Origin of the sequence: Bernardetia sp. Wsw4-3y2 (assembly GCF_037126295.1) — a bacterium.
GTDB lineage: Bacteria > Bacteroidota > Bacteroidia > Cytophagales > Bernardetiaceae > Bernardetia.
In genome coordinates this window covers 408130-435117 of the sequence record NZ_CP147018.1, presented here as the reverse complement: position 1 = coordinate 435117, position 26988 = coordinate 408130, and the positions used below count along the sequence as shown (strand labels likewise).

The 26988-nt window shown below is 30.0% G+C and carries 26 protein-coding genes; 7 read left to right on the top strand and 19 right to left on the bottom strand.

What is annotated here, in order from left to right:
• Positions 1-55 precede the first annotated feature (55 nt).
• The 6 genes from V9L05_RS23290 (at position 56) to V9L05_RS23265 (ending at position 6066) form a co-directional block, all read left to right on the top strand.
• Positions 56-1441 (top strand): caspase family protein, encoded by a 1386-nt coding sequence (locus tag V9L05_RS23290; protein WP_338815515.1) that lies wholly within the window; start codon positions 56-58, stop codon positions 1439-1441.
• A 26-nt stretch (positions 1442-1467) separates the two neighbouring features.
• Positions 1468-1995, top strand: coding sequence for a hypothetical protein (locus V9L05_RS23285; RefSeq protein ID WP_338815514.1), 528 nt, complete (start codon positions 1468-1470; stop codon positions 1993-1995).
• 123 nt (positions 1996-2118) lie between these two features.
• Complete coding sequence (locus V9L05_RS23280) at positions 2119-2991, top strand: nucleoside phosphorylase (protein ID WP_338815513.1); 873 nt, start codon at positions 2119-2121, stop codon at positions 2989-2991.
• A 113-nt stretch (positions 2992-3104) separates the two neighbouring features.
• A complete protein-coding gene (locus V9L05_RS23275) occupies positions 3105-4478 on the top strand; it encodes a hypothetical protein (protein ID WP_338815512.1) in 1374 nt (457 codons plus the stop codon).
• 159 nt (positions 4479-4637) lie between these two features.
• The gene (locus V9L05_RS23270; RefSeq protein ID WP_338815511.1) at positions 4638-5585 is read left to right on the top strand and encodes an MBL fold metallo-hydrolase; all 948 of its coding nucleotides are present in this window, start codon (positions 4638-4640) and stop codon (positions 5583-5585) included.
• A 10-nt stretch (positions 5586-5595) separates the two neighbouring features.
• Positions 5596-6066: a GNAT family N-acetyltransferase gene (locus V9L05_RS23265; RefSeq protein ID WP_338815510.1), complete on the top strand. Its 471-nt coding sequence runs from the start codon at positions 5596-5598 to the stop codon at positions 6064-6066.
• Here V9L05_RS23265 and V9L05_RS23260 read toward each other — a convergent pair whose 3' ends face one another.
• Entirely contained in the window at positions 6067-6897 is an 831-nt protein-coding gene (locus V9L05_RS23260) for a tetratricopeptide repeat protein (RefSeq protein ID WP_338815509.1), read from the bottom strand.
• 170 nt (positions 6898-7067) lie between these two features.
• Entirely contained in the window at positions 7068-8165 is a 1098-nt protein-coding gene (ychF, locus tag V9L05_RS23255) for a redox-regulated ATPase YchF (protein WP_338791068.1), read from the bottom strand.
• A gap of 380 nt (positions 8166-8545) precedes the next feature.
• On the opposite strand from ychF, the gene V9L05_RS23250 reads away from it, so the two are divergent.
• Positions 8546-8992: a hypothetical protein gene (locus V9L05_RS23250; protein ID WP_338815508.1), complete on the top strand. Its 447-nt coding sequence runs from the start codon at positions 8546-8548 to the stop codon at positions 8990-8992.
• An 82-nt stretch (positions 8993-9074) separates the two neighbouring features.
• Here the strand turns inward: V9L05_RS23250 and V9L05_RS23245 are convergent, their stop codons facing one another.
• From V9L05_RS23245 to V9L05_RS23165, 17 genes are all read right to left on the bottom strand, one after another.
• Positions 9075-9698: an aminodeoxychorismate/anthranilate synthase component II gene (locus V9L05_RS23245; RefSeq protein ID WP_338815507.1), complete on the bottom strand. Its 624-nt coding sequence runs from the start codon at positions 9696-9698 to the stop codon at positions 9075-9077.
• A 125-nt stretch (positions 9699-9823) separates the two neighbouring features.
• A complete protein-coding gene (lipB, locus tag V9L05_RS23240; protein ID WP_338815506.1) occupies positions 9824-10519 on the bottom strand; it encodes a lipoyl(octanoyl) transferase LipB in 696 nt (231 codons plus the stop codon).
• A gap of 87 nt (positions 10520-10606) precedes the next feature.
• On the bottom strand, positions 10607-11629 hold the full coding sequence (locus V9L05_RS23235; RefSeq protein WP_338815812.1) for a bifunctional phosphoglucose/phosphomannose isomerase: 1023 nt from the start codon (positions 11627-11629) through the stop codon (positions 10607-10609).
• A gap of 156 nt (positions 11630-11785) precedes the next feature.
• Complete coding sequence (locus V9L05_RS23230; RefSeq protein WP_338815505.1) at positions 11786-12856, bottom strand: glycosyltransferase family 9 protein; 1071 nt, start codon at positions 12854-12856, stop codon at positions 11786-11788.
• A gap of 100 nt (positions 12857-12956) precedes the next feature.
• Positions 12957-14075 (bottom strand): DegT/DnrJ/EryC1/StrS family aminotransferase, encoded by a 1119-nt coding sequence (locus tag V9L05_RS23225; RefSeq protein ID WP_338815504.1) that lies wholly within the window; start codon positions 14073-14075, stop codon positions 12957-12959.
• A gap of 7 nt (positions 14076-14082) precedes the next feature.
• The gene (locus V9L05_RS23220; protein WP_338791061.1) at positions 14083-15141 is read right to left on the bottom strand and encodes a glycosyltransferase family 2 protein; all 1059 of its coding nucleotides are present in this window, start codon (positions 15139-15141) and stop codon (positions 14083-14085) included.
• A gap of 39 nt (positions 15142-15180) precedes the next feature.
• Positions 15181-16050: an NAD-dependent epimerase/dehydratase family protein gene (locus tag V9L05_RS23215; RefSeq protein ID WP_338815503.1), complete on the bottom strand. Its 870-nt coding sequence runs from the start codon at positions 16048-16050 to the stop codon at positions 15181-15183.
• Complete coding sequence (locus V9L05_RS23210) at positions 16047-17189, bottom strand: glycosyltransferase (protein WP_338815502.1); 1143 nt, start codon at positions 17187-17189, stop codon at positions 16047-16049. The genes V9L05_RS23215 and V9L05_RS23210 overlap by 4 nt, the downstream gene beginning before the upstream one ends.
• A 29-nt stretch (positions 17190-17218) precedes the next feature.
• The gene (locus tag V9L05_RS23205; RefSeq protein WP_338815501.1) at positions 17219-18292 is read right to left on the bottom strand and encodes a glycosyltransferase family 2 protein; all 1074 of its coding nucleotides are present in this window, start codon (positions 18290-18292) and stop codon (positions 17219-17221) included.
• Between the two features lie 53 nt (positions 18293-18345).
• On the bottom strand, positions 18346-19854 hold the full coding sequence (locus tag V9L05_RS23200; protein ID WP_338815500.1) for a glycosyltransferase: 1509 nt from the start codon (positions 19852-19854) through the stop codon (positions 18346-18348).
• A 17-nt stretch (positions 19855-19871) separates the two neighbouring features.
• Positions 19872-21758 (bottom strand): hypothetical protein, encoded by a 1887-nt coding sequence (locus V9L05_RS23195; RefSeq protein ID WP_338815499.1) that lies wholly within the window; start codon positions 21756-21758, stop codon positions 19872-19874.
• Complete coding sequence (locus V9L05_RS23190) at positions 21673-22602, bottom strand: hypothetical protein (protein WP_338815498.1); 930 nt, start codon at positions 22600-22602, stop codon at positions 21673-21675. Before V9L05_RS23190 ends, V9L05_RS23195 begins: the two co-directional genes overlap by 86 nt.
• Complete coding sequence (locus V9L05_RS23185; RefSeq protein ID WP_338815497.1) at positions 22599-23261, bottom strand: acetyltransferase; 663 nt, start codon at positions 23259-23261, stop codon at positions 22599-22601. The genes V9L05_RS23190 and V9L05_RS23185 overlap by 4 nt, the downstream gene beginning before the upstream one ends.
• Before the next feature lie 20 nt (positions 23262-23281).
• The gene (locus tag V9L05_RS23180) at positions 23282-23911 is read right to left on the bottom strand and encodes a class I SAM-dependent methyltransferase (protein ID WP_338815496.1); all 630 of its coding nucleotides are present in this window, start codon (positions 23909-23911) and stop codon (positions 23282-23284) included.
• On the bottom strand, positions 23908-24609 hold the full coding sequence (locus V9L05_RS23175) for a WbqC family protein (RefSeq protein WP_338815495.1): 702 nt from the start codon (positions 24607-24609) through the stop codon (positions 23908-23910). Before V9L05_RS23175 ends, V9L05_RS23180 begins: the two co-directional genes overlap by 4 nt.
• The gene (locus V9L05_RS23170) at positions 24606-25676 is read right to left on the bottom strand and encodes a DegT/DnrJ/EryC1/StrS family aminotransferase (RefSeq protein ID WP_338815494.1); all 1071 of its coding nucleotides are present in this window, start codon (positions 25674-25676) and stop codon (positions 24606-24608) included. The genes V9L05_RS23175 and V9L05_RS23170 overlap by 4 nt, the downstream gene beginning before the upstream one ends.
• A 9-nt stretch (positions 25677-25685) precedes the next feature.
• Entirely contained in the window at positions 25686-26951 is a 1266-nt protein-coding gene (locus V9L05_RS23165; RefSeq protein WP_338815493.1) for an ABC transporter ATP-binding protein, read from the bottom strand.
• Positions 26952-26988: the final 37 nt, after the last annotated feature.

The following is a 26988-nucleotide window of genomic DNA, read 5'->3' as shown; positions in this document are numbered from 1 at the left end:
TTGTACATCTGTGTACTTTTGAAAACCAACTTCTTTACTTATCTATATTTTACCTATGGAAAATCATAAAAAATCTATCAAAACCTCCTATATTTGGAGAATACTTTTATTTTCGTTTTTTCTAACTCTCTCTGTTCCCGTTTTTTCTCAATCCTTATATGAAATTCAGTTCTCAGCATCAGGAGTAAAATACAAAGGCTTCTTAGTTTATTTTAATGAGGAAGATGCTTATATGCGTGTAGCTTATACCTTTAATGACATTTATAATGTTGTCAATATAGATTATACTTCTAACTCTGGTCAAGAAGATGGCTATAACTATTTTGTTATGCAGGGTAAAAATCCAAAGTTTATTACAAAAAATTCTGGCTCAAGAGTAAATCAACAATCTTATAACCCTGATCATTTTGTATGGGTTTGGGATAAAAACACGAAAGGAGAAAAACCATTTGTAACCGACGACCCAAATTTTAGCGAAGAATCTCTCAAACGAGTTGATTCATATAAAGAATTAAAAGTTTCTGAACTTACAGATGAGTATTTACATCAATTTTATTGGGATAATGAAAAAGAATATTTAGCTTTTCAAAACATGCGTGATAATGAGCTTGATAGCCATGTAGCGCAAGAGCATTATGATAACAATACGACTCAACAGCAAAATCAAGAAGCAAATTATGGAGCAGCAAAAATGCACTTGGTAATGCTTGTCAATAGTAGTATTGGAGATATTGGAGCAAGCTGCGAAACGGATAGCCGAAATATGACCAAAGAATTTGAAGATATTGCAAGTGCTTTGAAAGTTGATTTTAGAAAATATGAAGTCAAAGGAAGCAGTTTTACCAAAACAAATGCGATGCAGGTTTTGAATGGACTCAACCCAAGCAGTAATGATATTGTTGTTTTTTATTATAGTGGACACGGTTTTCGTTGGTCTGACCAAACTGATGCCTATCCTCAAATGGATATTCGTGCTTCACCTTATACCAAACTCACAGCAGAAACAACCCTTTCTGTTTCCTCTGTTTATAATCTCTTAGATAAAAAGGGCGCACGCTTAAATATTGTCATTACAGATTGTTGTAACTCTGATATTGGAATCAATAAAATGACTGAAACGAGCTTTTTGGCTGGTCGTTCGTATCAAACACCTCATATAGAAAAACTACAAAAATTATTTTTGGCTACAAAAGGAAATCTAATTGTTACTTCTTCTAGTGCTGGACAAGTTTCTTGGTCAAATAGTGTGAATGGAGGATTTTTTACACTTAGTTTTTTACAGGCTTTTCACGAAGAAATTAGCTATCTTAAAACACAAGAACCTTCTTGGGAAAATATTTTGAAAAAATCTCACGCTAATACAGTCAATAAAACAGATACAGGTTGTAGAAACTGTACTACTCAAAATCCAGTTTATTACACCAAAATCAGTAAAAGATAATCATCCCCAAATTAAATTTAGCACTTATGAATTTTCCTCAAAAAATGTTTTTTTATATAGCCATTTTTACTTTCGGATTATCTTTATTTATTTTGAGTAGTTGCAAAGAAAAAGAATTACATGCTATGCAAAAAGTAATCAATGAATCAGAAGAAGTAGAACTTTTTTTAATACAAGACACGCCCACTAATCCCATAGAACAAGATACAAGTAAAATCTATTTGTGTGATTATGAAGCATACGCCAAAGTTTATACTTCCAAAGAACAATCAGATAGCCTTAAAAATACTCTTTTAGATACAACAAATTATATTTCTGATGTAGAAAAAAAGTGTATGATGATGCCAAAGTATGCCATGCGTTTAAAGACAAAAAAAGATACTTTAGACATTGTCTTTTCAGATAATCCTTGTGCAAAAGCAGTTGCAAAGCATTCCATTCTCAAAAATCCAAAAAAAGAGGAAGATAAAAAAGAAGATATGTTTTATATAGATTTAAAGTCTGAAAACACGATTATTAAGCTAATTCAATCTATTGTTCCGAAAAAAGAATAAATTAAATTCCATTTTTATCTACAAAAAGCCTTTTCTGAAAATGAAAAGGCTTTTTTATGCTATTTTTTCATTTCGTTTATCATAAATTAGTAATTTTGCTTTTTAATAACTAAACTAAAAGCTATGATTCCATCTTCCGAACTCGTCATCAATCCTGATAATTCTATTTATCACCTCAACCTTCAACCTGAACAATTAGCAGACACAATTATTACAGTAGGTGACCCTGAACGTGTGCCTTTTGTAAGTCAGTTTTTTGATTCTATAGAAGTCAAAATTCATAAGAGAGAATTTGTTACACATACAGGAACGTATAAAGGAAAACGAATTTCTGTAATTTCGACAGGAATGGGAACAGATAATGTAGAAGTTTTGATGACAGAATTAGATGCACTTGTCAATGTAGATTTCAAAACAAGAGAAATAAAAAAGAAACTGACTTCGCTTACCATTATTAGAGTTGGAACTTCGGGTTCTTTGCAGGAAAGCATTCCTGTAGGAACACTTTTAGCTTCTCAAAATGCTGTTGGAATGGATACTTTGATGCAGTTTTATAGATTAGAACAAAGTCAAAAAGAACAAGAAATTTCTCAACAGATTAAAGAAAATGCAAAAGTTGATTTTAATCCGTATATAGTTTCAGCAGATGAAAGTTTGGTAAATCATTTTACAAAAAGCACTACAACTGTGAAGATGATAAAAGGAAATACACTTACTTGCCCTGGATTTTATGCACCACAAGGACGAGAAGTGAGATTAAAACCCAAAACAGATAATTATTTAGATAAAATCAGAAATAAAATTGAAGATTTTCCACTTACCAATATGGAAATGGAAACAGCAGGGTATTATGCTATGGGCAGACTTTTAGGACACAAAATGCTTTCTCTTAATGCCATTCTTGCCAATCGAATCACGCATGAGTTTTCAGAAAATCCACAAGAAGAAGTTAATAATTTGATTGATTACACGTTGGAGAGAATTATCAGTTTATAAATAAGAAATTGTCTTTGATGGTCGTCGGTGAGACACCGACAACGGCTATAACCTGCCGTTGTTGGTGTCCCACCAACGACATAGTGGAGTTTTAGCACATAAAAAATAGATTTATGAAAATCATATTATATATTTTATTGTTTTTAATGTGTATAAATTGTCAGTCTTGTAAAGAAAATTCTACAGGATATGTTGTTCATTTACGTAGATTGAATAGTTATGATGGGGAATTTGGATTTGATTGGATGCGAAAAGATTATAAAAAAACTTGTTTGAGCTATGAAGAATTGAAAAAAGTTTATCAACCAACAACTTTAATAAACCAAGAATATTTAATTCCTTGGATAAGTATGTTTCCTAATCAGATGGGCGTAAAATTGAGGATTGAAGTGGAAACAAACGAAGATATTAATACTGATAGTATTGAGTTTAAATCTGTTGAGGGTATTAAATTTATCCCTAATAAATTTCCTTTATCTGAAGCACAAAATAAAGAAGTAAGTATAGAATGTAATAAACCATTAACTGTAAATACCACTGTAGAAATAATAAATCAAGATAAAATTGTAGTAGGTAAAGTGTGTTTCTATGCTAATCGTAATTTGAATACATTAAAAATCAAGTTTTTAAGGCTAAAAGGAAATGAGAGAGATAATACTTATAATGAAAAAGTATTCAATCAAATGACTCTAGAATGGATGAATAAATTAAAGGAAAAATTCAAGAGTAAATATTTTAATCAAGCATTAATTAATATCGTATTTGACGAAACGGAAGATTTTATAGTAGATGTAGAGAAATATAGAGAGAAAAAATTACTTTTTGTATTTACAGATAAGGAAGGAAAACAAAGTATTCCAAGATATAACAAAGGATTTGATGACGAAATTTACAAAGAGTATGTTGAGAAAAACAAACCTTACGATGGAATACTATTTTTGATGAGTTCCATGCAACAACAAGGTATGGAACTTGGACACGCAAAAGTTTACCCAAGAAATAGTAATTATATTATGATGAATCCTAGTGCTGTAGGAGGTGGATATATTTCCTTTGTACACGAATTAGGACATGCACTAGGACTACATCATCCATGGAACAATACAAATATGTATAAAGAGCGACTAAAAAGAATAGAAGCTAGAGAAATGCAATTAAGGACTTACCTAGATAAGAATAAGCTCTATAAAGACAATATCAAAGTTGGGAATTTTGGTAAAACATTAGGAGAATTACGGAATGAACTCAACAAAGAATTAGTACAACTCAGACAAGAGAAAATAGATAAAATAAGATTAAATTCTGAAATATATTTTAAACGTTCAACTACTGAAAACATTATGGATTATAATGGCTATAATGACGAAATAACACAAGAAATTATATACAATACTTTTTCAGAAGGAACAACTTTTTGGAAATGGCAATGGGATTTAATGAATGAAGAAGTAAAAGCCTATCATAGAGAATTAAATATCTATAATTGACTATAGTAATCTTTTAAAAATCAGTAGTTTGTTTGTAATCCAAAATAACTCTGATAATAGCTACTCAACTCTCACTTAAACAAAACTAAGGAACTTTTGATACAGATATTTTTGTTTGAAGCTCAAATCAATAATTAAACACATTAAAAGCAAACAATAATGATAGAAGGCACACTCAAAAATTTACCCAATGAAGATATTTGTCTTATGCTTACTGTTCCTAATCATAGTTGGGTTTATCTCTGTGATTGTGGGCAGGCTAGTCAGCTTAGTGTTGCAGATTGTTTGAAAGTAAACGCTATTTTCATTAGTCATACGCATATTGACCATTTTTGTAATTTTGATACCATTTTTAGACATCAGTTAGGTATTCAACGTACTGTTACTATTTGTGGACCAGAAGGAATAGCCAAAAATGTACAAGCAAAACTTTTGGGCTACACATGGAATTTAATCGAACCTAATGCTGTAAAATATGAAATTAGAGAAATAGGTTTAGATAATGCCATTACTATTTTCGAAATTACTCCTCCGTCTTGGGATATTAAGTTGATTGAAACTATCAAAGATGAAATCATTTACAAAAATGATGTATTTGAAGTTAAATTTACCTCACTAAATCACAGTATACCTTCAATAGCCTATTTATTTGAAACTCATCCTAAAACTAAGATTCAAGACTTTCCATTTAAGGCTGGTAAGTGGGTAAAAGAGTTGAAAGAAGCCTTTGAACAGAATTTGCCCGAAAAAAATATTCAAATAGAGAATTCTAATTATCTAGCCAAAGAGTTGTTTTCTTATATTTTTGTAGAAGAAGGTTACAAACTAGGATATGTGATGGATCATTTAGCTTCAGAAGAGAATTTTGAAAAAATTGTACACCTTTTTCAAAAAGCTGATGAGTTATTTATTGAAAGTTATTATTTGGAAGAAGACAAAGCACTTGCTTTGAAAAATCATCATAGCACTGCTAAAAATTCAGGATTGGTAGCACGCAGAGCGCAAGTAAAAAAGGTAAATCCTGTGCATCACTCTCGTAAATACAACCATAATATACAACTTTTGATAGATGAATGTTTAGATGCTTTTAATCAGACGAAAACGTAAAACAACTACAATGCAAAACAAAAATGTAGAAAATATTATCAGAAATTATAAAGAATCTGATAAAGAAAAACTTATAGAATTAATCAAATTAAATATTCCCACTTACTTTGAAGAATCAGAACAAGAAGATTTTATAGAATATTTAGAAAAATATAAAGAAGATTATTTTGTGATGGAAGACAAAACCACAAATCAAATTATAGGTTGTGGTGGAATTAATTATTTCCCTGATGAAACAATTCCATTAGCTCGTATTTCGTGGGATATTATTCATCCAAATTTTCAAGGACAAGGAATTGGAAAAAAACTTCTTTTACATAGAATAAATCATATTCAGAGTAAAAAAATCAAACTTATTGTTGTCAGAACAAGTCAATTAGCGTATAAATTTTATCAAAAAATGGGTTTTGAAGTAGAGAAAACTGAAAAAGATTTTTGGGCAAAAGGATTTGATTTGTATCAAATGAGGATGAATCTGTGATTATCTACAAACCTTATTTATCAATATTTCAGCTTCTGGGCAACCTCCACTAATAGCCGATTTAAGATGCAGACAAATATCTCTGTTTGCCCTATTTTGATTTATTTCTAAGGCAATTTGAGCCAAACGGTAATGTCCTTTTCCAAACTGCTCATCCAAACGAACACATTTTTCTAAATCTATAATTGCTTCTTTAAGTTCGTGAAGTAAATAATGTGCTTCTGCCCTATTGAAGTAAGCCATCTTTTCAGAAGCATTGAGCATCACAGCCTTGTCTAAATCTTTTATAGATTCATTTCCTTTGTGTAAAGTTAAAAAGAGTTCTCCTCTTTCTAAATACATATCTGCTACATGCTCGTTGAGAGCAATTGCTTTATTATAATCTTCGACAGCAGCTTCGTATTCTTTAAGGACTTTTTTTGCTTTTGCACGATTATAAAAATATCGATAGTCTTTTTTATGAAGTTTAATAGCTTTATCTAAATCTTCTTTTGCTTTTTCAAATCTATCAAGTTCTAAATAAGCAGCACCACGCAAATTGTAGGCTTCATGACTACTAGAGTTTTTTTTGATAGCTGTATTTAAGATAGGAATTGCTTCTTCAAACTTTCCTTCTAACATCAACTGACGTGCATTTTCTGTATATTTTTTTACAGAAGGTTTGCAAGAAGATGCCATAAACAAAAAGCCACTCAAAATAAGAAGAAAGTAAATTCCTCTAGTAAAAGAATCGACTAGTTTTTTATTGTTTATTGATATGTTGTTTTGTTTGGCTGCAATTTCACTTTCATCAGCAGAGTCTGTAATATCCGATGTTTTTTTTGACTTCATTAGGGTAAACAAATAATTAAAATAACTTTAAGATAGGATTATATTTATTTTTACTCTAAACAATGCAAAAAAGTTGCCTTTTTGAGTTTTTAAAATTAGAATAAAAAAAAACTACTCTCTTTTTAATAAGAAAGTAGTTTTTTGAAGATAGACTTTTCTATCAATTCTTATTATACATTAAACCTAAAATGCATTACATCACCATCTTCTACTACATATTCTTTTCCTTCTACGGCTAACTTTCCAGCTTCTTTCAATGCCACTTCAGTTCTGTATTTTGTATAATCCTCTAATTTGATTACTTCTGCACGGATAAAGCCACGCTCAAAATCAGTATGAATAACACTTGCAGCCTTTGGAGCTTTCCAACCTCTTTCGATTGTCCACGCTCTAACTTCTTTTACACCTGCTGTGAAATAAGTAATTAGGTTTAAAATAGAGTATGCACTACGAATAAGTTTGTTAAGACCAGATTCTTTAAGCGCATATTCTTCCAAAAACATATCTTTTTCTTCTTGGTCTTCCAATTCTGCAATCTGAGATTCGATAGAAGCACAAACCATAACTACTTCTGCATTTTCATCTTTTACAGATTCTTTGAGCTGGTCTACAAGTGCATTTCCTGTATGAATAGATTTTTCATCTACATTGGCTACATAAATTACAGGTTTGCGAGTAAGCAAAAATGCTTCTTCTACAATTTCGTTTTCGTCTTTTTCTAAAACTAAAGAACGAAGATTTTTTCCTTGTTCTAAATGTAATCTTACTTTTTCGAAAGCCTCAAATTCTTTTTTTGCTGTTTTGTCACCAGTACGAGCAGCTTTTCCTATACGGACAAGACGTTTTTCTACTGTTTCTAAATCTTTTAATTGCAATTCAATATCAATCGTTTCTTTATCTGAAACTGGATTTATTTTTCCATCAACGTGAATAATATTATCATCTTCAAAACAACGAATTACATGAGCAATCGCATCTACTTCTCTGATATTTGCCAAAAACTGATTTCCTAGCCCTTCGCCCTTACTTGCGCCACGTACAAGACCTGCAATATCCACAAATTCGATAATTGCTGGAACAGTTCGCTGTGGTGTAATCAAGTCTTCCAAAACTGCAATACGCTCATCTGGAACAGTAACGATACCTACATTTGGCTCAATCGTACAAAATGGATAATTGGCTGATTCTGCCTTTGCTGAAGATAAAGCATTAAAAAGAGTAGATTTCCCAACATTTGGCAAACCAACGATTCCACAACGTAATCCCATAATCTATTTTTCTTGTTTATATAAATAAATACCTATTTTTTTAGAATTTGAAAGCGCAAAGGTACGAAAGTTTGGAAAGGTAAAAAAGTTTTTTAGTTGCTACCTATTTGATAAAAATTTTATAAATTGTGCAATATGATAATAATGAGTGGCTCTTCCGACAATTTAGCGAAATGTTGTATTTTAAGTACTAACTTTTATTTTAATTTGGTCTGTACTGAAAGGCTGACCAAGTTAAAACACGTATTTATGATTCGGAAAGGCTTATTTTGTCCAAGTCAGACCTAAAGGTACAGACTTGAACAAAATACAAGATAGCATTTATCGCTAAAAAGTCGGAAGAGCCAAATTATTTTTATAACTGAAATAAATTCTACAAAATGAAAGAGCTAATGCTACAGTTAGTAAACGATTATGTAAATCAAATTAGAAGTTCTTTAAATTTGCTATACACTACTTTTAGCTATGATAATCTGTCATTAGCGACAAATAAAGGATTAATTCCTAAAAGTGGAATACTAGACGAAGCAAAAAACATAGGATATAATTTTCATGGTAATGGTGCAAGTTGTTTAGTTTATTATACTGACAGGAACAATTACATAGATATTATTTTTAATTATACCAGTAATAGACAAGATGAGTTTTATTTATACTGTCTAATTAATTTTGCTAAAATGGATTTTTTTCATTCTAAAAATTATGAAAACTTGATACTTTTGTCAGAGGAGAAGTTGACGGGATTATTAGAAGAGTTAGTTTCAGAAGGTAAACTAAAAAGAGAAAAAAATAGACATGGAACTGCATTTATTTTCTATATGGATTAGCCTAAAGCAAAAAAATCAATTTATATATTCGGCATCCAGTTTAGTAGTGTTCCAAAATAAAATTGTTAAGCTTAGTCTGCGACTACAATTTATCAGTATGGCACACTTCTTCTTTGATTATTTTTTTGGTTGTGGTTAGAGAAAGCCAATTTTCTAACATTTGTAAACCGTATTCTGTCAGAGCAGCTTCTGGATGAAATTGAATTGCTTTTATGGGAAGTGTTATATGAGAAAATGCCATTAACTCGTTCTTTTCTGTGTAAGCTGTGGGATATAGTAATGTATTATTTTTTTCTAAATCTATTAGTAAAGAATGATAACGAACAACCTCTATTTTTGAAGGCATATTTTGGAAAAGTAAATCTGTTTTTTGGTTTACTTTGCATTCAATAGTTGAGACTTTACCATGCATTGGTTTTTCTGCATAGATTAGCTTTGCGCCAAAATAAATTCCTAATGCTTGATGTCCTAAGCAAACTCCCAAAATAGGTAATTTTTGATAGTAATAATCAATTACGTCCATCATATTTCCTGCTTCTTGAGGTTTCCCAAACCCAGGAGAAAGTATAACTCCTGTAAAATTATGTTCTTGAAGTTCTTTTAAAGATGTATCATTTCTAAAAACTTTACACTCAACTCCCAAACGCTGTACATAATCCCATAAATTATAAGTAAAGGAATCAAAATTATCTAGTAGTAGAATCATTTATCAGTTATCAGTTATCAGTTATCAGTTATCAGTACGAAACTTCGTTTCTTTGATAGTTAGTATAAATAACATTGTTTTTTAATGAGTAAAATTCGTAATTCGTAATTCGTAATTCGTAATTCTTACACAATTTTCACATCAAATCTTTTTTCAAACTGCCGTTTTACTCGTTCTTCTACTTCCTGCATGTTTATTTTTTTTCCTACTTCTCTTTCTAAAGAAGTAACCCCTTTATCTTTTATCCCACACGGAATTATTAAATCAAAATAAGATAAATCTGTATTTACATTGAGTGCAAAACCGTGCATAGTTATCCACCTGCTTGCACGAATGCCAATAGCACATATTTTTCTTGGATTTTCTGAATTAGGATCTATCCAGACACCTGTAAGTCCTTCTACTCTACCTGCATCTAAATTATAGGTTTGCATTGTCTGAATAATGACTTCTTCTAATTCTCTAAAATACCAATGCAAATCTTGTTTGAAGTTCATTAAGTCTAAAATAGGATACCCAATAAGCTGTTCAAGTCCATGGAAAGTCACATCTCCACCCCTATTTATTTCAAAATATTCAATTCCTTTTTGATTTAGTTCTTTTTCAGAAAGCAATAAATTATCTAAAGAACCAGCCTTTCCCATTGTAAAAACAGGATTATGCTGACAAAAAAGAAGATAATTAGGTGTAGGAGTTTGTTCTTCTTTTAGTTGACGATTCTGTTTTTTTACGTCAAAAATTCTATCAAAAACTTCTTGTTGATAATCCCATGCTTTTTGATAAGAAAGAGTTCCTAAATGTTCGAATAAAACTGTTTGCATGTTTTTATTTTTTCACTTCTTAAAAGATAATAGTTTTTCGCACACTAAAATGTACGGTAGATATTTCTCAGGCTAAAGCATAAGCTACTATTCTTGTAAAGAAGATTTTAAATAATTAATTACTTCTACTGGAAAAGGATCAACTCCATTTTCTTCTGCTAAATAATATGAAACCCAATCAGTAAGATAAATTAAATAAAATACTTGCTCTAAAAATGAATTTCCTTTTGCTGAAATATGGGTAATAGAATTTGTGTGTTTATTAAAAATAGTTTCACAAATTTCCATTCTTTTGCTCACTCTTTCGTGATCATAATCTGAATGAAAAAGTAGAATATGTGTTTTTGATAAAATTTCTTTTGGTAAATGCCAGCCTACTAGTTCATTATGATTCATTTCTGGAAAAACAGCCACATGACAAAGTTGCTTTGCATTTTCATTAATTTGTTGTTGAAAACGAATGAGCATCGGTTCTAAAATTGCATCTGCATATAAAATTGGAAATTTATCTTTCAGAGAAATAGCTATTTCTTTTGCATCTGTTTTTATAGTATCATTTTTTTGATTTAGGCTATTTACAGTCTCTTTAATTTCTGTTCCAAAATCTATATCAATAAGTCTGTAATGATGTAAAAGCAACAACAAAGAAGTAGCAGAATAAGGCAAATGAGCTCTTGGACAAGCTGCTAGAGATTTTAAAGGAACTAAATCAAATCCTTTTTCATTAGCTATTTGCTCTATTTTTCCTCCTGAAGTAAGACAAGCTATATATGCTCCTTTTCGCTGTGCTTCTTCCAAAGAAGCTAAAGTTTCTTCTGTATTTCCAGAAAATGATGAAGCAATAAAAAGTGTGTTTTCGTTGATATAACTTGGTAAATTATACGTTTTACAAACTTGGTAAGGTATTTTTAATAAACTACGAGTGATAGTTTGTATCAAATTACCTCCAATTCCAGAACCTCCCAAACCCACTACTACTATATTAGATATTTTTCTATCTGATTTTTCGAAAGAAGAAAGGGAAAGTTTTTGAAAAGCTGAATATGCATCTTCCAACTGTTTAGGAAAACTAGAAATTAATTCATTCATCATGATTATATTTTTATTTATTTTATTAGTCGTATTGTCTATTTTTAGATATTTTTCACTTTCTGCTATTTTAATTTAATATGTTCCATCAATCATAATTCGGAACAAAAACAAAAATGTAAAAATAAGGAATTTTGAATTATAAACTTGATATTTTTGGCAAAAAGTCAATAACTTTTATTGAATCCAAAAATCAAATACTATATCATTCATACACTTAAAATGACCTTTAGGACAGGCTTTAAAACCAATTTTTGAACAGGGGCGACAATTAATTTTATTATTCTCAAAAACAACAAATTGTGTTTTGTAGGGATACATCCCCAAAGCAGGTGTAGTATTTCCCCAAATAGAATATATTTTTTTCTTAAAAGCTGCTGCAATATGCATAAGACCAGTATCATGCGAAAAAACTACTCTTGATTGTTTAAGTAAAGAAGCAGATTGTCCTAGTGTAAGTTTACCACATCCATCAAAAATACGTGTTTTTTTTCCTAATTTTTCAATTGCTTCTTGCGAGTCAAAGGTATCTCTATCTTTCTCAAAAAAATCAAAAATTGCTTGTCCGTTTTCAGCATCTTCCTTTCCTCCCAACAGAACAATAGGCTTATTTATTTTATCACAAAGCTCAATCATTCTCTTTAAAGGAAGTTTTTTGGTGTTATGCGCTCCTCCAATTGCAAAAGCAATATATCCTTCTTGATGTGATTTGGGTAACCAATTTAATTCAAAATGGTCTTCTTGTCCTAAAAAATAATCTAATCCTTTTACTTCTTTATTTGTTTTGTTATCGCTTTGTTTTTCATCTTCTTCTAAAGAAATTCCTAAATCCTTAAGTGTATCCATATATCTTTCGACAATATGACGATTAGGCATTTTGTTTTTTTTCAGATTGACATACAACCACTTTTCAAAATTTAGTTTTTCGAAAGTATAAGATTTTGCATCTAATCTAAACTTTATAATACTGGTTCTGAGGTTTTTATGTAAATCAATAATTACATCAAAATTTTCTTTTTTGAGAAGAGAAATAAAATCAGAAAGTGACTGCTGTTTTTGAAGTAAATGAATTTTGTCTAAATAAGGATTGTATTTCAAAACAGTTTCAAAACTCGCTTTGGTAGCATAATGCAACTGTAACTCTTCATTATGCACAGAAGAAAATTGCATTTTGAGAGAACGAATGACTGGTGTAGTCAAGACAATATCTCCAATAGAAGAAAAACGAAGAATGAGTATTTTTTTCAATGGTTATTTTCGTTTGTTTTTCTGCAAATTTAAGTATATTTCTGACACTTTGGAAATGAAATTTGACTTACCTAAAGGCAATATATATCAAAATCAAATTTTAAAACTTATTCATCACTTCAATAACTCTCAGAACATCATTTTCAGTATGAAAATACGAAATTGGAAGGCTCAGAATAGTTTGATGAATCTGTTTAGCAATTGGAAAATAAGTTTTATCTAAAACCCCTTCTAGTGCTTTTTGTTCGGCTGGTGGAACTGGATAATGAATTTCTGTACCAATTTCATTTTTGAGTAAAAAGGTTTTTAATTTATCTCTTTTGGGATGACGAATAGCAAAGATATGATAGACATCGTAATAGTTTGGTTCTACAACTGGAAGAATAAAATCAGATTTCAGATTTTCTAAATAGATTTTGGCTAGTTTTCGTTTGTGAGTATTTATTTCATCTAATTTTTGAAGTTTGATACACAAAAAAGCTGCTTGAAGTTCATCTAAACGAGAATTAAAACCAATTTTTTCATTATAGTATTTTCGGTTTGAACCGTAATTTCGAAGCAAACGAAATAATTCGTTTAACTCTGAATCATTTGTAGTAATTGCACCTCCATCACCTAATGCCCCTAGATTTTTGGTTGGATAAAAACTAAAACCATTTGCAATTCCAAAACTTCCTGCCTTTTTATTCTCAGAATTAATTTCAAGACTTGCACCATGGGCTTGAGCAGCATCTTCTACAATAAGCAAATTATATTTTTTAGCAATCTGTTGTATTTTGTCCATTTGACAGAGTTTTCCATACAAGTGAACCACTATTATCACTTTGGTTTTCGGAGTTATTGCTTTTTCAATTTCTGATGGATTTATATTATATATGTTTATATCAGGCTCTACCAAAACAGGTTTGAAACCGTTTTGAAGAATAGCTAAAATAGTAGCGATATAGGTATTTGAGGGAACAATTATTTCTACTTCATCCTTTTCTTTAGAAAAAGCATATTTTTCAGCTAGTGCTTTTAAGATAATTGTAAGTGCATCTAATCCATTTCCCACACCAATACAAAAATCAGTCTCGCAGTAAGTAGCAAATTCTTTTTCAAATTCTGCGACTTCATTTCCCAAAATAAAATATCCTTTTTCTAAAATTTGATTGAATTTCTTTTGATATTCTTTAAAAAAAGATTGGTTGGAGTGGTTTAGGTTTTCGTAGGGAAGCATTCCAATATTATATTTGTGGATAATCTTCTGGATTATAGTCTATTTTTCCTATAAAAACACGAAACTTCTGTTGTAGTTCTTTAGGCAAAACTTTTTTAAAAGTAAATTTACGCAGACTATCTCTGATGAAAGCAGGCATTTTACCAAAGTGTAACCAATATTTTAATAGGTAATAAATTTGTATTCTTTTATATGTAAAACTAGAAGTCAGATTATACTTTTTTATTATTCTGAGAGCTTTTTTGGCTTCTGAACGATTTTCTACCACCTCCCAAAGATATTCTGCTTGTCCAAAAAAACGTTTTAGAAATATACTTTGATATTTTTCACACTCTTTAGTTTTGCATAAAACATTCCAAAAACCTTCTAATATTTTTGTATGAATTTTTAGGTGTTCCATACTTTTTAATTTTATACTAATTCGGTCTTTCTCTGTATGAGTAAAGACAATTAGATCTGGAGGCAATTGATAAAATATTTCAAATTTGGGTTTATCCAATAAAATTCTGACATGCAATTCATAATCTTGCCAAGAAGGTAAACTCTCATCAAAAGGATATAATTTTATAAAATTACGATTATATAAGGGAGAACCTGTAACCCAAAGCGCATCATGCTTTAAAAAACGAGGAAATGTTTCTTCTTCTGTAATAATATTCCATAGTTTTATAGAAGTAGTATCAGACTCGTCCTTAATCAAGTTTTGAAATACCCAAAAATCCATAGTTGGATTCTCAAGAGCTACTTGAGTACGTTGTTTCAAACAATGAGGCAACAAACAATCATCAGAATCTAAAAATATAATATATTCCCCTTCAGCATTTTCTGTTGCTATATTCCTACAAGTGGAAGCTCCTTTAGGTAGACGATTTCTTTGATAAACTTTTATTCTATCATCATTTTTTTGATATTCTTTTACTACTTGTAAAGAGTTGTCTGTTGAGCCGTCATCAACAATAATCCATTCCCAATTTGCATATTGTTGTTCTAAGACAGATTTAGCTGTTGCCTTGATAAGTTCTTGGCGATTAAATAACGGTGTTATAATAGATACTAGAGGATTCATTAGTTAGGTTTTACACAGAAATAGATGTATAAAATACAATTAAAAAATATCAATTCTTGGATTCCATTTTATATGATTTTTGATTTTTGTATTGTCTAAACGTATTTCTGAAATATCTTGATTTTTTACTTCTTTCTGTATTATATTTATTTTTTGTCCATATTTTTTTTCTACTAAATTTATAATGTCTTTCGTACTATAACTTTTATTAGCACTCACATTAAAAACAGTATTACTGGCTTTGGTATCAACAATTTTAGTTATAGCTTCAGAAAAACAATCTACATGGATATAATCCTTTTTTGCGCTTCCATCTCCCCACAAATAAAATAATGTTTTTTCTTCTATTGATTTTACCAATGCACTAATTAAACCTTGTTTTTTACCTGTCTTCCAATTAAAATCATAGATATTAGAAGGGCGAACAATATCATATTCTAAACCATATTGCATAGAATATAAATGTAGAGCTTCTTCCATATATTTTTTACACAAACCATAAAAAGAAATAGGTTGTAAAACATGACTTTCCATAACAGGTAATTTTTGAGGTTTTCCATAGATAGCTCCTCCAGAAGAAATATAAACAACTCTACATCCTTTGCTATTTTTGATAAAATCAAGCAGTAACAAAAAAGGATTGAGATTTTCTTCTACTTCTCTATAAAGCGTATCTTGGTCGTGTAATGGATAACCTACATGAGCAGTATGAATGATAATAGTGTTTTCTAAATCTAAATCTTTTATGCTCGTTAGGTCTTGTAATTTAGCTCTAACAAATCCTATTTCAGGTTTGTCTTCAGTATGAGGTGACAAAACGGTAACATCAAATAGATTTTTATCTAACTTTTTGTATATATTTTGTCCTACAAATCCGTAGCCTATAATAAGAATTTTTTTCTTGCTCATGAATTTTTCTGTTTGATGGCTTGCTCTAAAACAGTCTGTAATATATCTATATGTTTCTCATTGGAGAAATTTTCTTTTATTCTAACTCTTCCAGCTTCTCCCATTTTTTTTGCTTTTTCTTTATCTTTAAGGATTTCTATAAGATAGTGAGCCATCTGTTTTACGTTGTGCTCTTCTGTAAGAAATCCTGTTTTTTCATGGATTACAATTTCAGGAATCCCAGAATGATAGGTAGAAATAACAGGCAAACCAGCCGATTGAGCTTCCATAATAGCAACAGGAGTTCCTTCACTATCTCCTGAAAGAGCTTGAATAGAATGTTGAACATAAGCGATTGAATTTTCCATGAGATTCATATAGGTATCTTTTTCCACAGCACCATGAAAAATTACTTTGTCTTGTATCTCTAAATAATTGACTAGATTTTCACACGTTTCTTTTAAAAATCCATCTCCTATAATATTTAGTTTAGCATTTGGCATTTGTTTTAGAACTTCTGCAAAAGCTAAAATAGTATAGTAAGGTGCTTTTTTATCTACAAAACGAGTGATAGAAATAAAATTATTTTGCTCAAAAGTGGGTTTGAGTTTAAAAAAATCTTCGTGTGCAGAGGCTGGATTATAAATTATTTTGTTCTCATCTGCACCAAATTTTTTAAGAACAGGAATCATGCTTTTAGACACCACTAAAGATGAAGAAGCATATTGAAGCATGTTTTTATAGTTCTGTTTATGAAATTCTTGAACATTTGTCATAAAGACATCAAAACCAAAGAAAAATATTACTAAAGGAATATTAAGTTGTTGGCAGATTGGATATATTTCGGCTGCTGTCGTTCCAAATTCAGCCAAGACTACTTCTATTTTTTTTTCTTTTAAAGCATTAGCAAAAAATTCTTTTGGATCATATTCGCTTTTTGGAACTCTATCGTATATAAAAGCAGGTAGCATTCTTTTTAATCTATCAATAAATGAAGGTTTTTTTTCAAAGTTTATTAAGGCATATTCATCACCTACAAAATTTGGAATTGCCCCTCCATAAAAATAAGAAATATTTCCTCTTAATTTTTCTTTATGGTTCTTAATAAATGTTTCACTAATAGCTGTTTTGTTTGGAGATAGGATAGCAATATTAGACATATAAAATGATTTTATGTATAATTAATGAATTAGTTTTTTGATTGATGATAAACCTTCATATACTCTTTTATATCTGTTAGTTCTTTACTTCGCATTATTTTTTTAGTATCAGTAATAGGAATTGATTGATTAGTAATTGAATATAGCTTTCTACTTAATTTCCACAATACAGGAAGTGATGTATAATGTAGTTGGTTATGGATGAGTGGCAAGATAATATATAACTTATAAAATTCTAATGTAGTAATTATTTCATACTTGACCAACAAACTTAATATTTCTTTGAAATAAGCGTATTGATTTTGAGAAATAAAATCAAAGATAAATCTTTCTGCTAATGTATAGATAGCTTTATCATATTTTTTTAATTTATCTCCCTTTTTTAGAGCCTCACATATTCCTTCTAAGAAAAAAACACGAGCTTCTAACTTTTGAGGTGTAAACAAATTAGAGCGAGAAATACTGTTGTGCTCTGTATAACGCCAATATACATCAGGTTTGGCATAAATAAACTTGTAAGTTCTTTCTGCTACAATCATTCTTATATTAAAATCTACGTCTTGATAAAGAGCTAATTTTTCATTCCACTGTATTGTTTTTTCTCTTTTTATAATAGGAGCTGTTGTATACCAAGGCGTATTCCATAGGATAAATTCCTCTAAATCATCATATTGAGATGGAAGCTGTAAGTGATTGATGTCAAGTAAATTTTGTCTAAATGTTCGTATGGGGAAGACCAAAAAATCATATTTATTTCCTTCCTTTTTTATGGCTTCTACTCTTTGTTCTAAACAAAAGTCTGCCAATAAATCATCTGAATCTAAGAAAATAACATACTCGCCTTTCGCAACTTCTAATCCGATATTCCTGCATGTAGGTGCACCTTTTGGTATTCGCTCTCTCTTTATAACTTTTATTCTATTATCTTGTTGAGCAAAATCCTGTATGATTTTCCAAGAATTATCTTCCGAACCATCATCGACAATAATCCACTCCCAACTTGTATAAGTTTGAGAAATTACTGATTGATGAGTTTCCTTAATCAAGTCTTTTCTATTGAAAATAGGTGTTATTATGCTAACTATAGGCTCATTTTTATTCATTCAAGAATACTGTTAGATGTTTAGATCAAAGATAATATTAGTATAGAGAATTTTTATTTAATGGCTATTCCATATAATCCAGTCATCATTGTTTCCTGTCCGAAACCTTGTGGTTTTATATCTCTCTTTATAAGTTGATGAATAATTGGCTTAAGCAATTTTGAAAACACTTTTTTCTTTTTTTCTGTTATTTGACTTCTTCTTACCCAAAGTCCTAACATTTGAGCCAGACTAGCGTGCCAACCTCCTAATCCTTTTATTTCTACATAACTAAAACCTGAATTTTTAATATGTCTTTCTAATGCCCAAGGTGTATAACGGTATTCGTCATGAGGAGCTTCATGAAGATTCCATAAAAAAGGAACAGTAAAGAAGAACAACCCATGAGGCTTTAATACTCTATGTAGTTCCTTTAAAACTATTTCGGGTTCTGGACAGTGTTCTAAAACTTCGGTAGCCATAGCAGAATCAAAACTAGCATCAGAGAAAGGCATATTAATTCCATCCCAAGTAAAGTCAGCTTTTATTTTTTCATCATATTGAATGGCTTCTTCTATGTCTAAACCCACATATTGTTCTACTAACGAATTTTGAATAATATAATTTTTATATGGCATTTTACCACAACCCACATCCAAAAAATGACCTTTAAACTCTGTAATATAACTAGTTAAGGCTTCTAATATAGATTTTCTAGTATAATATCTATCTAAATTTTCTTCTGTAAAAGGAGGATTTAGAAACGGATCGAACTCATTTGAATCACTAATATTTTTCATTAATTCTTCCTTGTGATGCTGTATTACTTTATTTATTTTTTCTTGGTGTTGATAATTTAGATAATTATCTAATTTTCTCATCAGTGCTATTCTGTTTTGGTGTAGTGTATTTTTGACAAAATCTGTATTTGTGTATCCCATTTTATGCTTTCTATATACACTCATTTTCCCATCTACTTTTATTATATTTCCCTTCGAAGAAAGTATCGTAAATAGTGCCATATCTGCACTTACTGTTTGCCCAAACCAATTAGGAAGTTCTAAATACTTTCTTCTAAATAAAAAAGAAGAAGTATGAAAAAGAGATTTGGTAGTAAGCAAATCATCAGTCTTAACGATATTTTCTGTATTTCCACCATATATAATCTCTAATTTTTCTCTTTCTTCATTGATAGTTTCTGTTTCATGAAAGCTGCCAACATATTGAGGATTTTTTTCTAAAACATCTACTTGTTTTTGAAGTTTGTTAGTATCTGTCCAATAGTCATCTCCTTCACACATAGCAATATATTTAGCAGAACTATCAAAACAAACCTTATATATATCTAAAGCATTAGCAATATTACCAATATTTTTATCTCTAGTTATTAACTCTACTTTATCAGGATATTCTTTTTGATACCTTAAACATATTTCTTTGGTTTTGTCTGATGAAAAATCTTCCCCAATAAAAACTTTATATTTAAAGTCTGCTTTTTGATTAATGATTCCTTGTAAAGCTTCATCAATAAATGCTTCGTGATTATAAGTAACCATCCAAATAGCTACCATTAATTCGTTCATATTTTTCAAATTAGTCTTTATTTTATTTTAGTATTTGGTTCTGAGTAATCCCATTCTCTTCCCTTGCAGGGTAGCAATTCTTTTTCTAAAAAAGCATCTACTTCTAATTTGCTAAAATCGTATTTACCTAAACTTTCTATATGGTATGTACGCTTTTTACTTCGATAATCTATTTCAAAAAAGGGTTTCCATTCTTCATTTTCCCATGGTTTATAGTTGCCTTGATATTTGTAAGGTTGATGAATAGGTTTTATTCTTATTATAGCTTTTGTGATATCTATATCTTGTTCTATTTCATTGTTACAATATTTAATAAGAGGTAAGAAATTTCTTAAAAAATCTTCTTCAAAGTAAGAATTCAAACCACAATTCTGTTTAATCCACATCATTCTGAATGCACTGAGAATATACTTTTCATTTGCCATCAATGGATAATCACTAGATACAGCACCATTATCATCAAAAAATGTAACAGGTTCATATTTTTTATTGTTTTTATCAAAATATTCTATTTTAAAAATTATTCTACCAAATAGATGATTGTAATCAAATAGTTCTAGTAACCAAATAAACTCTGCATAAATATTTGGTCGTGTGTATTTTAACCCTTTTTCTATTATTTTTAGCCTCCAATATATTGCTGTCGGAATTCTTTCTCTTAAAGGTTCTGTGTTAACATTAACAAATGTTCTATAAGCTGGAGGATTAGTGGTAAACTTAGGTAAATTTTTTAATGTATAATAAAACATTCCTGATACAGACCACCAAAACAAAAATAGATAAACATATTCTTTATTTAGAAAATCAAAAGAATGCGATTTAGGAGAATCTAATAAAGTGTTTAATTTATCTAAAAATCGTTTACTTTTATTTAAATAAGGATGTAAAACTGGACAAATAGCAAAAAATATAGGACAAATAGCAATAAGTATAGGCCCTCCTACTACACCAATTCCAGCCATAGGATAAGCTAGGAAAAATGCTAAAAAAACTATCATAAGCACACCTAAAACCCTTGTTTTTCTGAATAAAAACAACGGTAATGCAAGCGTTTCTACAACTATAGTTAAATAATTTAGAAATCTCATAAGCCACTCATAATCCAAAATAAACCATAGATGTTCTTTTGGAAAAAATGGAATATTCATAGTATAATATAATCCTAAGCCTTGTTGCCAAACTGGGTCTAACAATTTATATACACCAGCACCTGTAACTAAAAAAGCAAATGAGAGTCCCATTAATAATACAGCAGCACTTCCTTGTTTTTGCTTCTCATCATATTCACCTTTCCATAAAGAAACAGGTATAAATATAGCATAAAAATTAATAATATTCTTAATAAAAATCTCTAATGAAAAAGGAATAACAAAAATCCCAGTAATAAATATTACTATCCATGCTAGTTGAATATACCTACCTATAAGAAGCATTATTAGTGCTAAAATATAGATTCCACTTGTCAAATAAGCTAAAATACTAGGTGTTTCTAAGCCTAAACGAGGAAAATTGACAGGTTCTAAACCTGAAGAAATTAAAGTAATATGTTGTATTCCTGTATACAAACAAAGAATGGCATAAAGTACACGAGCTAAAGGAAATACTTCTGCATATACAGTAATTGTTAAATACTTATTAATAGATTTCCTGCTAATAAGTATAAAATGTGACAAGAAAATAATTATAAATCCTATGAACAGTCCTACTTGTATTGTTTCATTGCCTAAAAATAAAACAACAAAAAACACGTATGAAAGACCAATCAATATAGATTGAATGTATTGATTATTCTTTAATAAAGAAAGCATTTTATTTTTTTTATAGGGTTGCATATCCGAAGCCACTTTTACCAAAACCATTACCATTATAAAACATATATTTTTGACCTTGGCTTTGGATGACATTGGGATAAGAAATCATTTGTGAATCCCATCCTTGTTCTGAAAGTTCTATTCCTACATCTTCATCAAGTCGTTTCCATGATTTGCCTTCATTGGATTCTGCATAACCTATGCGATATGTATTTTCAGTTGTAGTCCTATAATCTTTGGCACTTCTATATCCATACCACATCTTATAAATGTTATTTTCCTTCAAAACAGAAGCACTTACTATTCCTCCTTCTGTTTGATCTTTGAAATCTATGGCTACTACTCCTTCTCTTTTCCAATGAATTCCATCTAAAGACTCTGCATATTTAATATGATAAAAAGGTTCAGGTTTATCATTAATAATTTCCCATTTAGTGCAAGACAGATACCACATTTTCCATACATTATCTTCAATAAGAACATGAGAAGTTCCTGTAAAATAAGGTTCTGTATGTATAGGAGGTAATATAGAGCCTTCATATAAACGCTCAAAACTTTTACCGTTATCTTTACTGATAGCTATTCCCACAGAATTGTGATAAGGTACTGTTTTTTTTAATGTCCAACCAATATAATATAAATAAACTGTATCTTTCTGTTTTACTATAGAAGAAGGCATTAAACCACTATCATCAAATGTACCTATTTTACCAAAATCAAAGAGATAAGTATCGTGTTCATAAATAATATTTTTAGGCTTGTTAGCTTCTACTTCTATGTAACTAATTTGACTCTGTCCATTTTTATTTCTTGTAGCATAATAAATACGCCATACAGAATCATTGACAGGATATACAACAGGACATTGTGCATGGCTTTGATTCCAGTCATGAAATTGATTAGGTAAATAAATCAGTCCTTGTTTTGTCCATTTCATATATTCAAATCTAAACTATTTTTATTGTCTAGTTTTTTTGCAGGATTTCCTACGTATATGCTCCATTCCTCTGTATTTTTTGTAACAGAAGCTGCCATGGCAATCAAACTTCCTTTGGCTAAAGTCAGTCCATCTCTTATAGTTGCATTTACCCCAAAAAAACAATTCTTTTCTACAACACAATGTCCTGAAAGAACTACATGAGAAGTAAACATCACATTATCTTCAATTTTCCCATGATGACCAATATGATTACCACTCCACATAATAACATTATTGCCAATATTTGTAAAAGGTTGAATGGTATTATTTTCTAAAATAAAACAATTGTCTCCAATTTTTGAATTAAAAATTGTTGCTTTAGAACTTATGTAACTTATGTAAGAATAACCTTTTTCTTTTCCCTCTAAATACACTTTTTCTCTGATAGTATTCATCTTTTTGGGAGCCATAGGTGCAAATAAGCTAAACTGACTTGGAGAATAATGTTCCTCTAAATTTTCGAAGGAGACAATAGGCAATCCTTTAAAACTCTTTTCATTAGGCATATACTCTTCATTTACACAAAAAGCGACGACTTCATATTCACTATCATTTGTTAGATAATAGTGTGCTAACTCTGCAAAATCCTGTATGCCAAAGATAATAACTTTTTTCATAAACTAATTTTCTTAAAGTATTACTTGTACAAATATACTGTGTATTCATACAAACCATAGTCATTTCGGATAATAAAATTTCTTGACAACTTCTTAGTCATAAAATCAACTAATAAATCTATAGGTAAATGGAACAAATCCCATCTTTCCCAATCTACAGCTTTAGACATTACATTGAATGCTATTCCTTTTTCAACTTTTTCAAACAAAGCTATGAGCATATTTTGACAATACTCCCACATGTCTTCAAATGATAACTCTCTTTTTTCTGTAAAAACACCATTACAAACAATATAATCAAAATTAGGTATTTTTTCCCCTTCCTTTAAAATATCTGAATTATAAAATAAGTTTTGAGGGTATTTTTCAGAAGCAACTTCAACAAATTTTGATGAAATATCAAGTCCACTATAAACAATGTTTTTCATATCATTGTCAAGTATATATTGATATAAATGTCCTGTTCCACACCCAAAGTCAAGTAGTGTATTTTGGGCATTTTTATCCCTAATAACTTCCAACATTATTTTATATCTGAGTATGGCATCTTCTAAATTAGGCCAATCCATCCCCTTACTAGTATCTCCATATTGTTGATAACAGTTTTCATAATGGTTTATAATTTTCAGATAACTCTCTTTTTTACTCATAAAAGTTGATATTTAGATAAAAAATGTTGAATTGTTTCTTTTGAATTAAACATCATTATATCGATAATAGACAGAAAAGGAACAAAATTTTCTTTATACTGAGAATAAATAATAGGTTCAGATTTTATAAAAAACAAGTCAATATTTTGCTTTTCAAACAAGGGCTTATCATATATTTCTTTTCCTCCAATTGGATTAATATATACAGTCGCTTTTTCTTTTTTACAAATATCTAAAATTCGATATTGTGCTTTTAGTTCTTCATTTTCATAAATACTAGAAGAATCTATAATTGGCGTAGTAATATTTAGATAATTACAAATTTGTTTGATAGAATATGTATTTAGCTCAGAAATATTTTTGTACGTTTTGTATAGTAATATATCTTCTATAAACATACTTACTTTTGAATAATTAGGAGCTTTTGAATACGAGTTTTGTATTGTTTTAATAAATTTATTTATTCCTTTTTGTGTATAATTTATCTCTATTTCTCTAATCTTTTTATTTTGGCTTGCCTTCTGCAAAGGTATTGTAAATAGAGTTTCATTATTATTTGCCAATATTTTATTTCTATTTATCCATCCTTTATTTATATAATTTACATCATCATAAATCACAAATTTATCTACTGCATTTATAAGTTGAAAATATCCTATATATGGAAATATATAGGGTTGCATAATGGCTAGTTTCATAAGATAATTAGTTTTCCAATTTTTTCTACATCAGATAAATCCAAATCATAATACAAAGGCAGACACAAGACACGAGTTGAAATATTTTCTGATACAGGGCAAGAAAAAGACTTCGTGTATTTTAACGTATTTAAAGAAGGATAGAAATATCTTCTAGGAAATATATTATTATCATTGAGTCTTTTCTGTACATCTAACAGCTTTTCTTCTGAGTCAAATAGAATTGGGTAATAAGGATAATTATACTCTATTTGTTTTGGAAGTTTTGGGCATCTTAAAGAAGTATTTTTCAATAATAATTCATCATAAAGCAAGCTAATTTCTTTTCGTTTTGCAACAATTTGCTGAATATAAGGCAAAATACTCAATCCCATAGCTGCATGAAGTTCTGAACTTTTACCATTTATTCCCACACCAAAAAAATCTTCTGGTCCATTATGACCAAAATTGTGCATATAAAATAATTTGTCAAAAACTTCTTTATTATTGGCTACAATTCCACCTCCCTCACCTGTATGGAAAAGTTTGGTAGCATGAAAACTAAGAGTTGAAATATCTCCATAGTTTAATAATGACTGACCTTTATACTTTACCCCAAAACAATGTGCTGCGTCATAAATGACTTTTAAGTTGTGCTTTTGGGCTATTTTTTCTATTTTCTCTACATCACAAGGAATTCCATAGACGTGAGTAGCCAAAATACCAGTTGTTTTTTCTGTAATTGCATTTTCAATTAAATCAGCATCTATACAAAGCGTATTTTTTTCAATATCTACAAAAATAGGCTCACAACCTTCCCAAACAATACTAGAGGTAGTAGCCACATAACTAAAAGGTGTAGTAATAATTTCGCCTTTCAAATCTAGTGCTTTTATAGCAATTTGTAAAGCAATCGTACCATTATTGACAAATAACAAATTAGGAACTCCAAGAAAAGAAGTTAGTTTTTGTTCTAATTCCTTTACCAATTCGCCACGATTAGTCAGCCAAGCAGAATCCCATATTTTTTTTAAATAGTTTTGGTATTCCTCTAAAGGAGGTAGGTATGTTTTTGTTACGTTTATCATTTTAGTTTTTTAATATGACCATTCAAATTGAGGTTGGATAAAACCGACTTCCTTACCAGAGTAAACGCCTATATCTCTCTTTCTAGGAATAACTAATAATTTAATAACATCCTTTTCATATTTTACAGCTACCCTTTTTCCTTTTACTAAAAAAACATCTATAGTAAACTCTCCTTCATTGAAAAAATCTGATGGGATATACATTTTCAACTTTTCTTTACCAAGCTTTAATCCATTTTCAAAAGCACTGCCAGTACTTACAACAAAGAGGTATGTGCCATCTTCTCCTTTAAAGTGAAGAGTTATATCAAAACGTTCATTATTTGCTTCATAAAACTCATAATCAAATATCACTTCAATATCATCATCTTGTGCGACAGGCTCATCTATTGTCTTCTTTCTATTTTTGACAGCAACAGACTTTAAAGTAAAGCCTTCTAAAGCCCAAGTATCATCTAACTTTTTATAATTTAACTTTGTAGTATCCCCCCCTAAGTATCTTGCAACAGCTTTATCAATATTTCCATCAAAAGAAATACTGCCATGTTCAAGAAGTAAGCCCCTATTACAAAGAGATTTAACAGAATTCATATTATGACTAACAAAAAGGATAGTTCTACCTTCTTGATTAGAAACATCTTGCATCTTTCCAATCGCCTTTTTCTGAAACTCTGCATCTCCAACAGCCAACACTTCATCTACTACCAAAATATCGGGGTCTAAGTGAGCAGCCACAGCAAAACCCAAACGGACTGTCATACCAGAAGAATAACGTTTTACAGGAGTGTCCATATATTTTTCTACACCTGCAAAATCCACGATTTCATCTAATTTACGAGTTACTTCTCTTCTTGACATGCCTAAGACAGCACCATTGAGATAAATATTTTCTCTACCTGTAAGTTCTCCATGAAAACCTGTACCTACTTCTAAAAGACTAGCAATTCTACCTTTTATTTTGATACTTCCAGTTGTGGGAGCAGTTATTTTTGATAAAATTTTGAGGAGTGTTGATTTTCCTGCACCATTCTTTCCAATAATACCAAGTATTTCGCCTTGCTGTACTTCAAAATTAATATCTTTCAATGCCCACACATAATCTGAATTAGATTTTTGTGTACGGTCATTGGTTTGTCCTATCTTCAGGGTAGGGTCTTCTTTTCCTCTTATCTTTGCCCAAAAACGAGCTGCATCATCTCTAAGCGTTCCACTTCCTACAAGCCCCAAACGGTACTGTTTGCTTATATCGGTAGCTTTAATAACAATATTACTCATTCAGAAAGGGTCAGTAAATTATGAAATAAAAAATAAT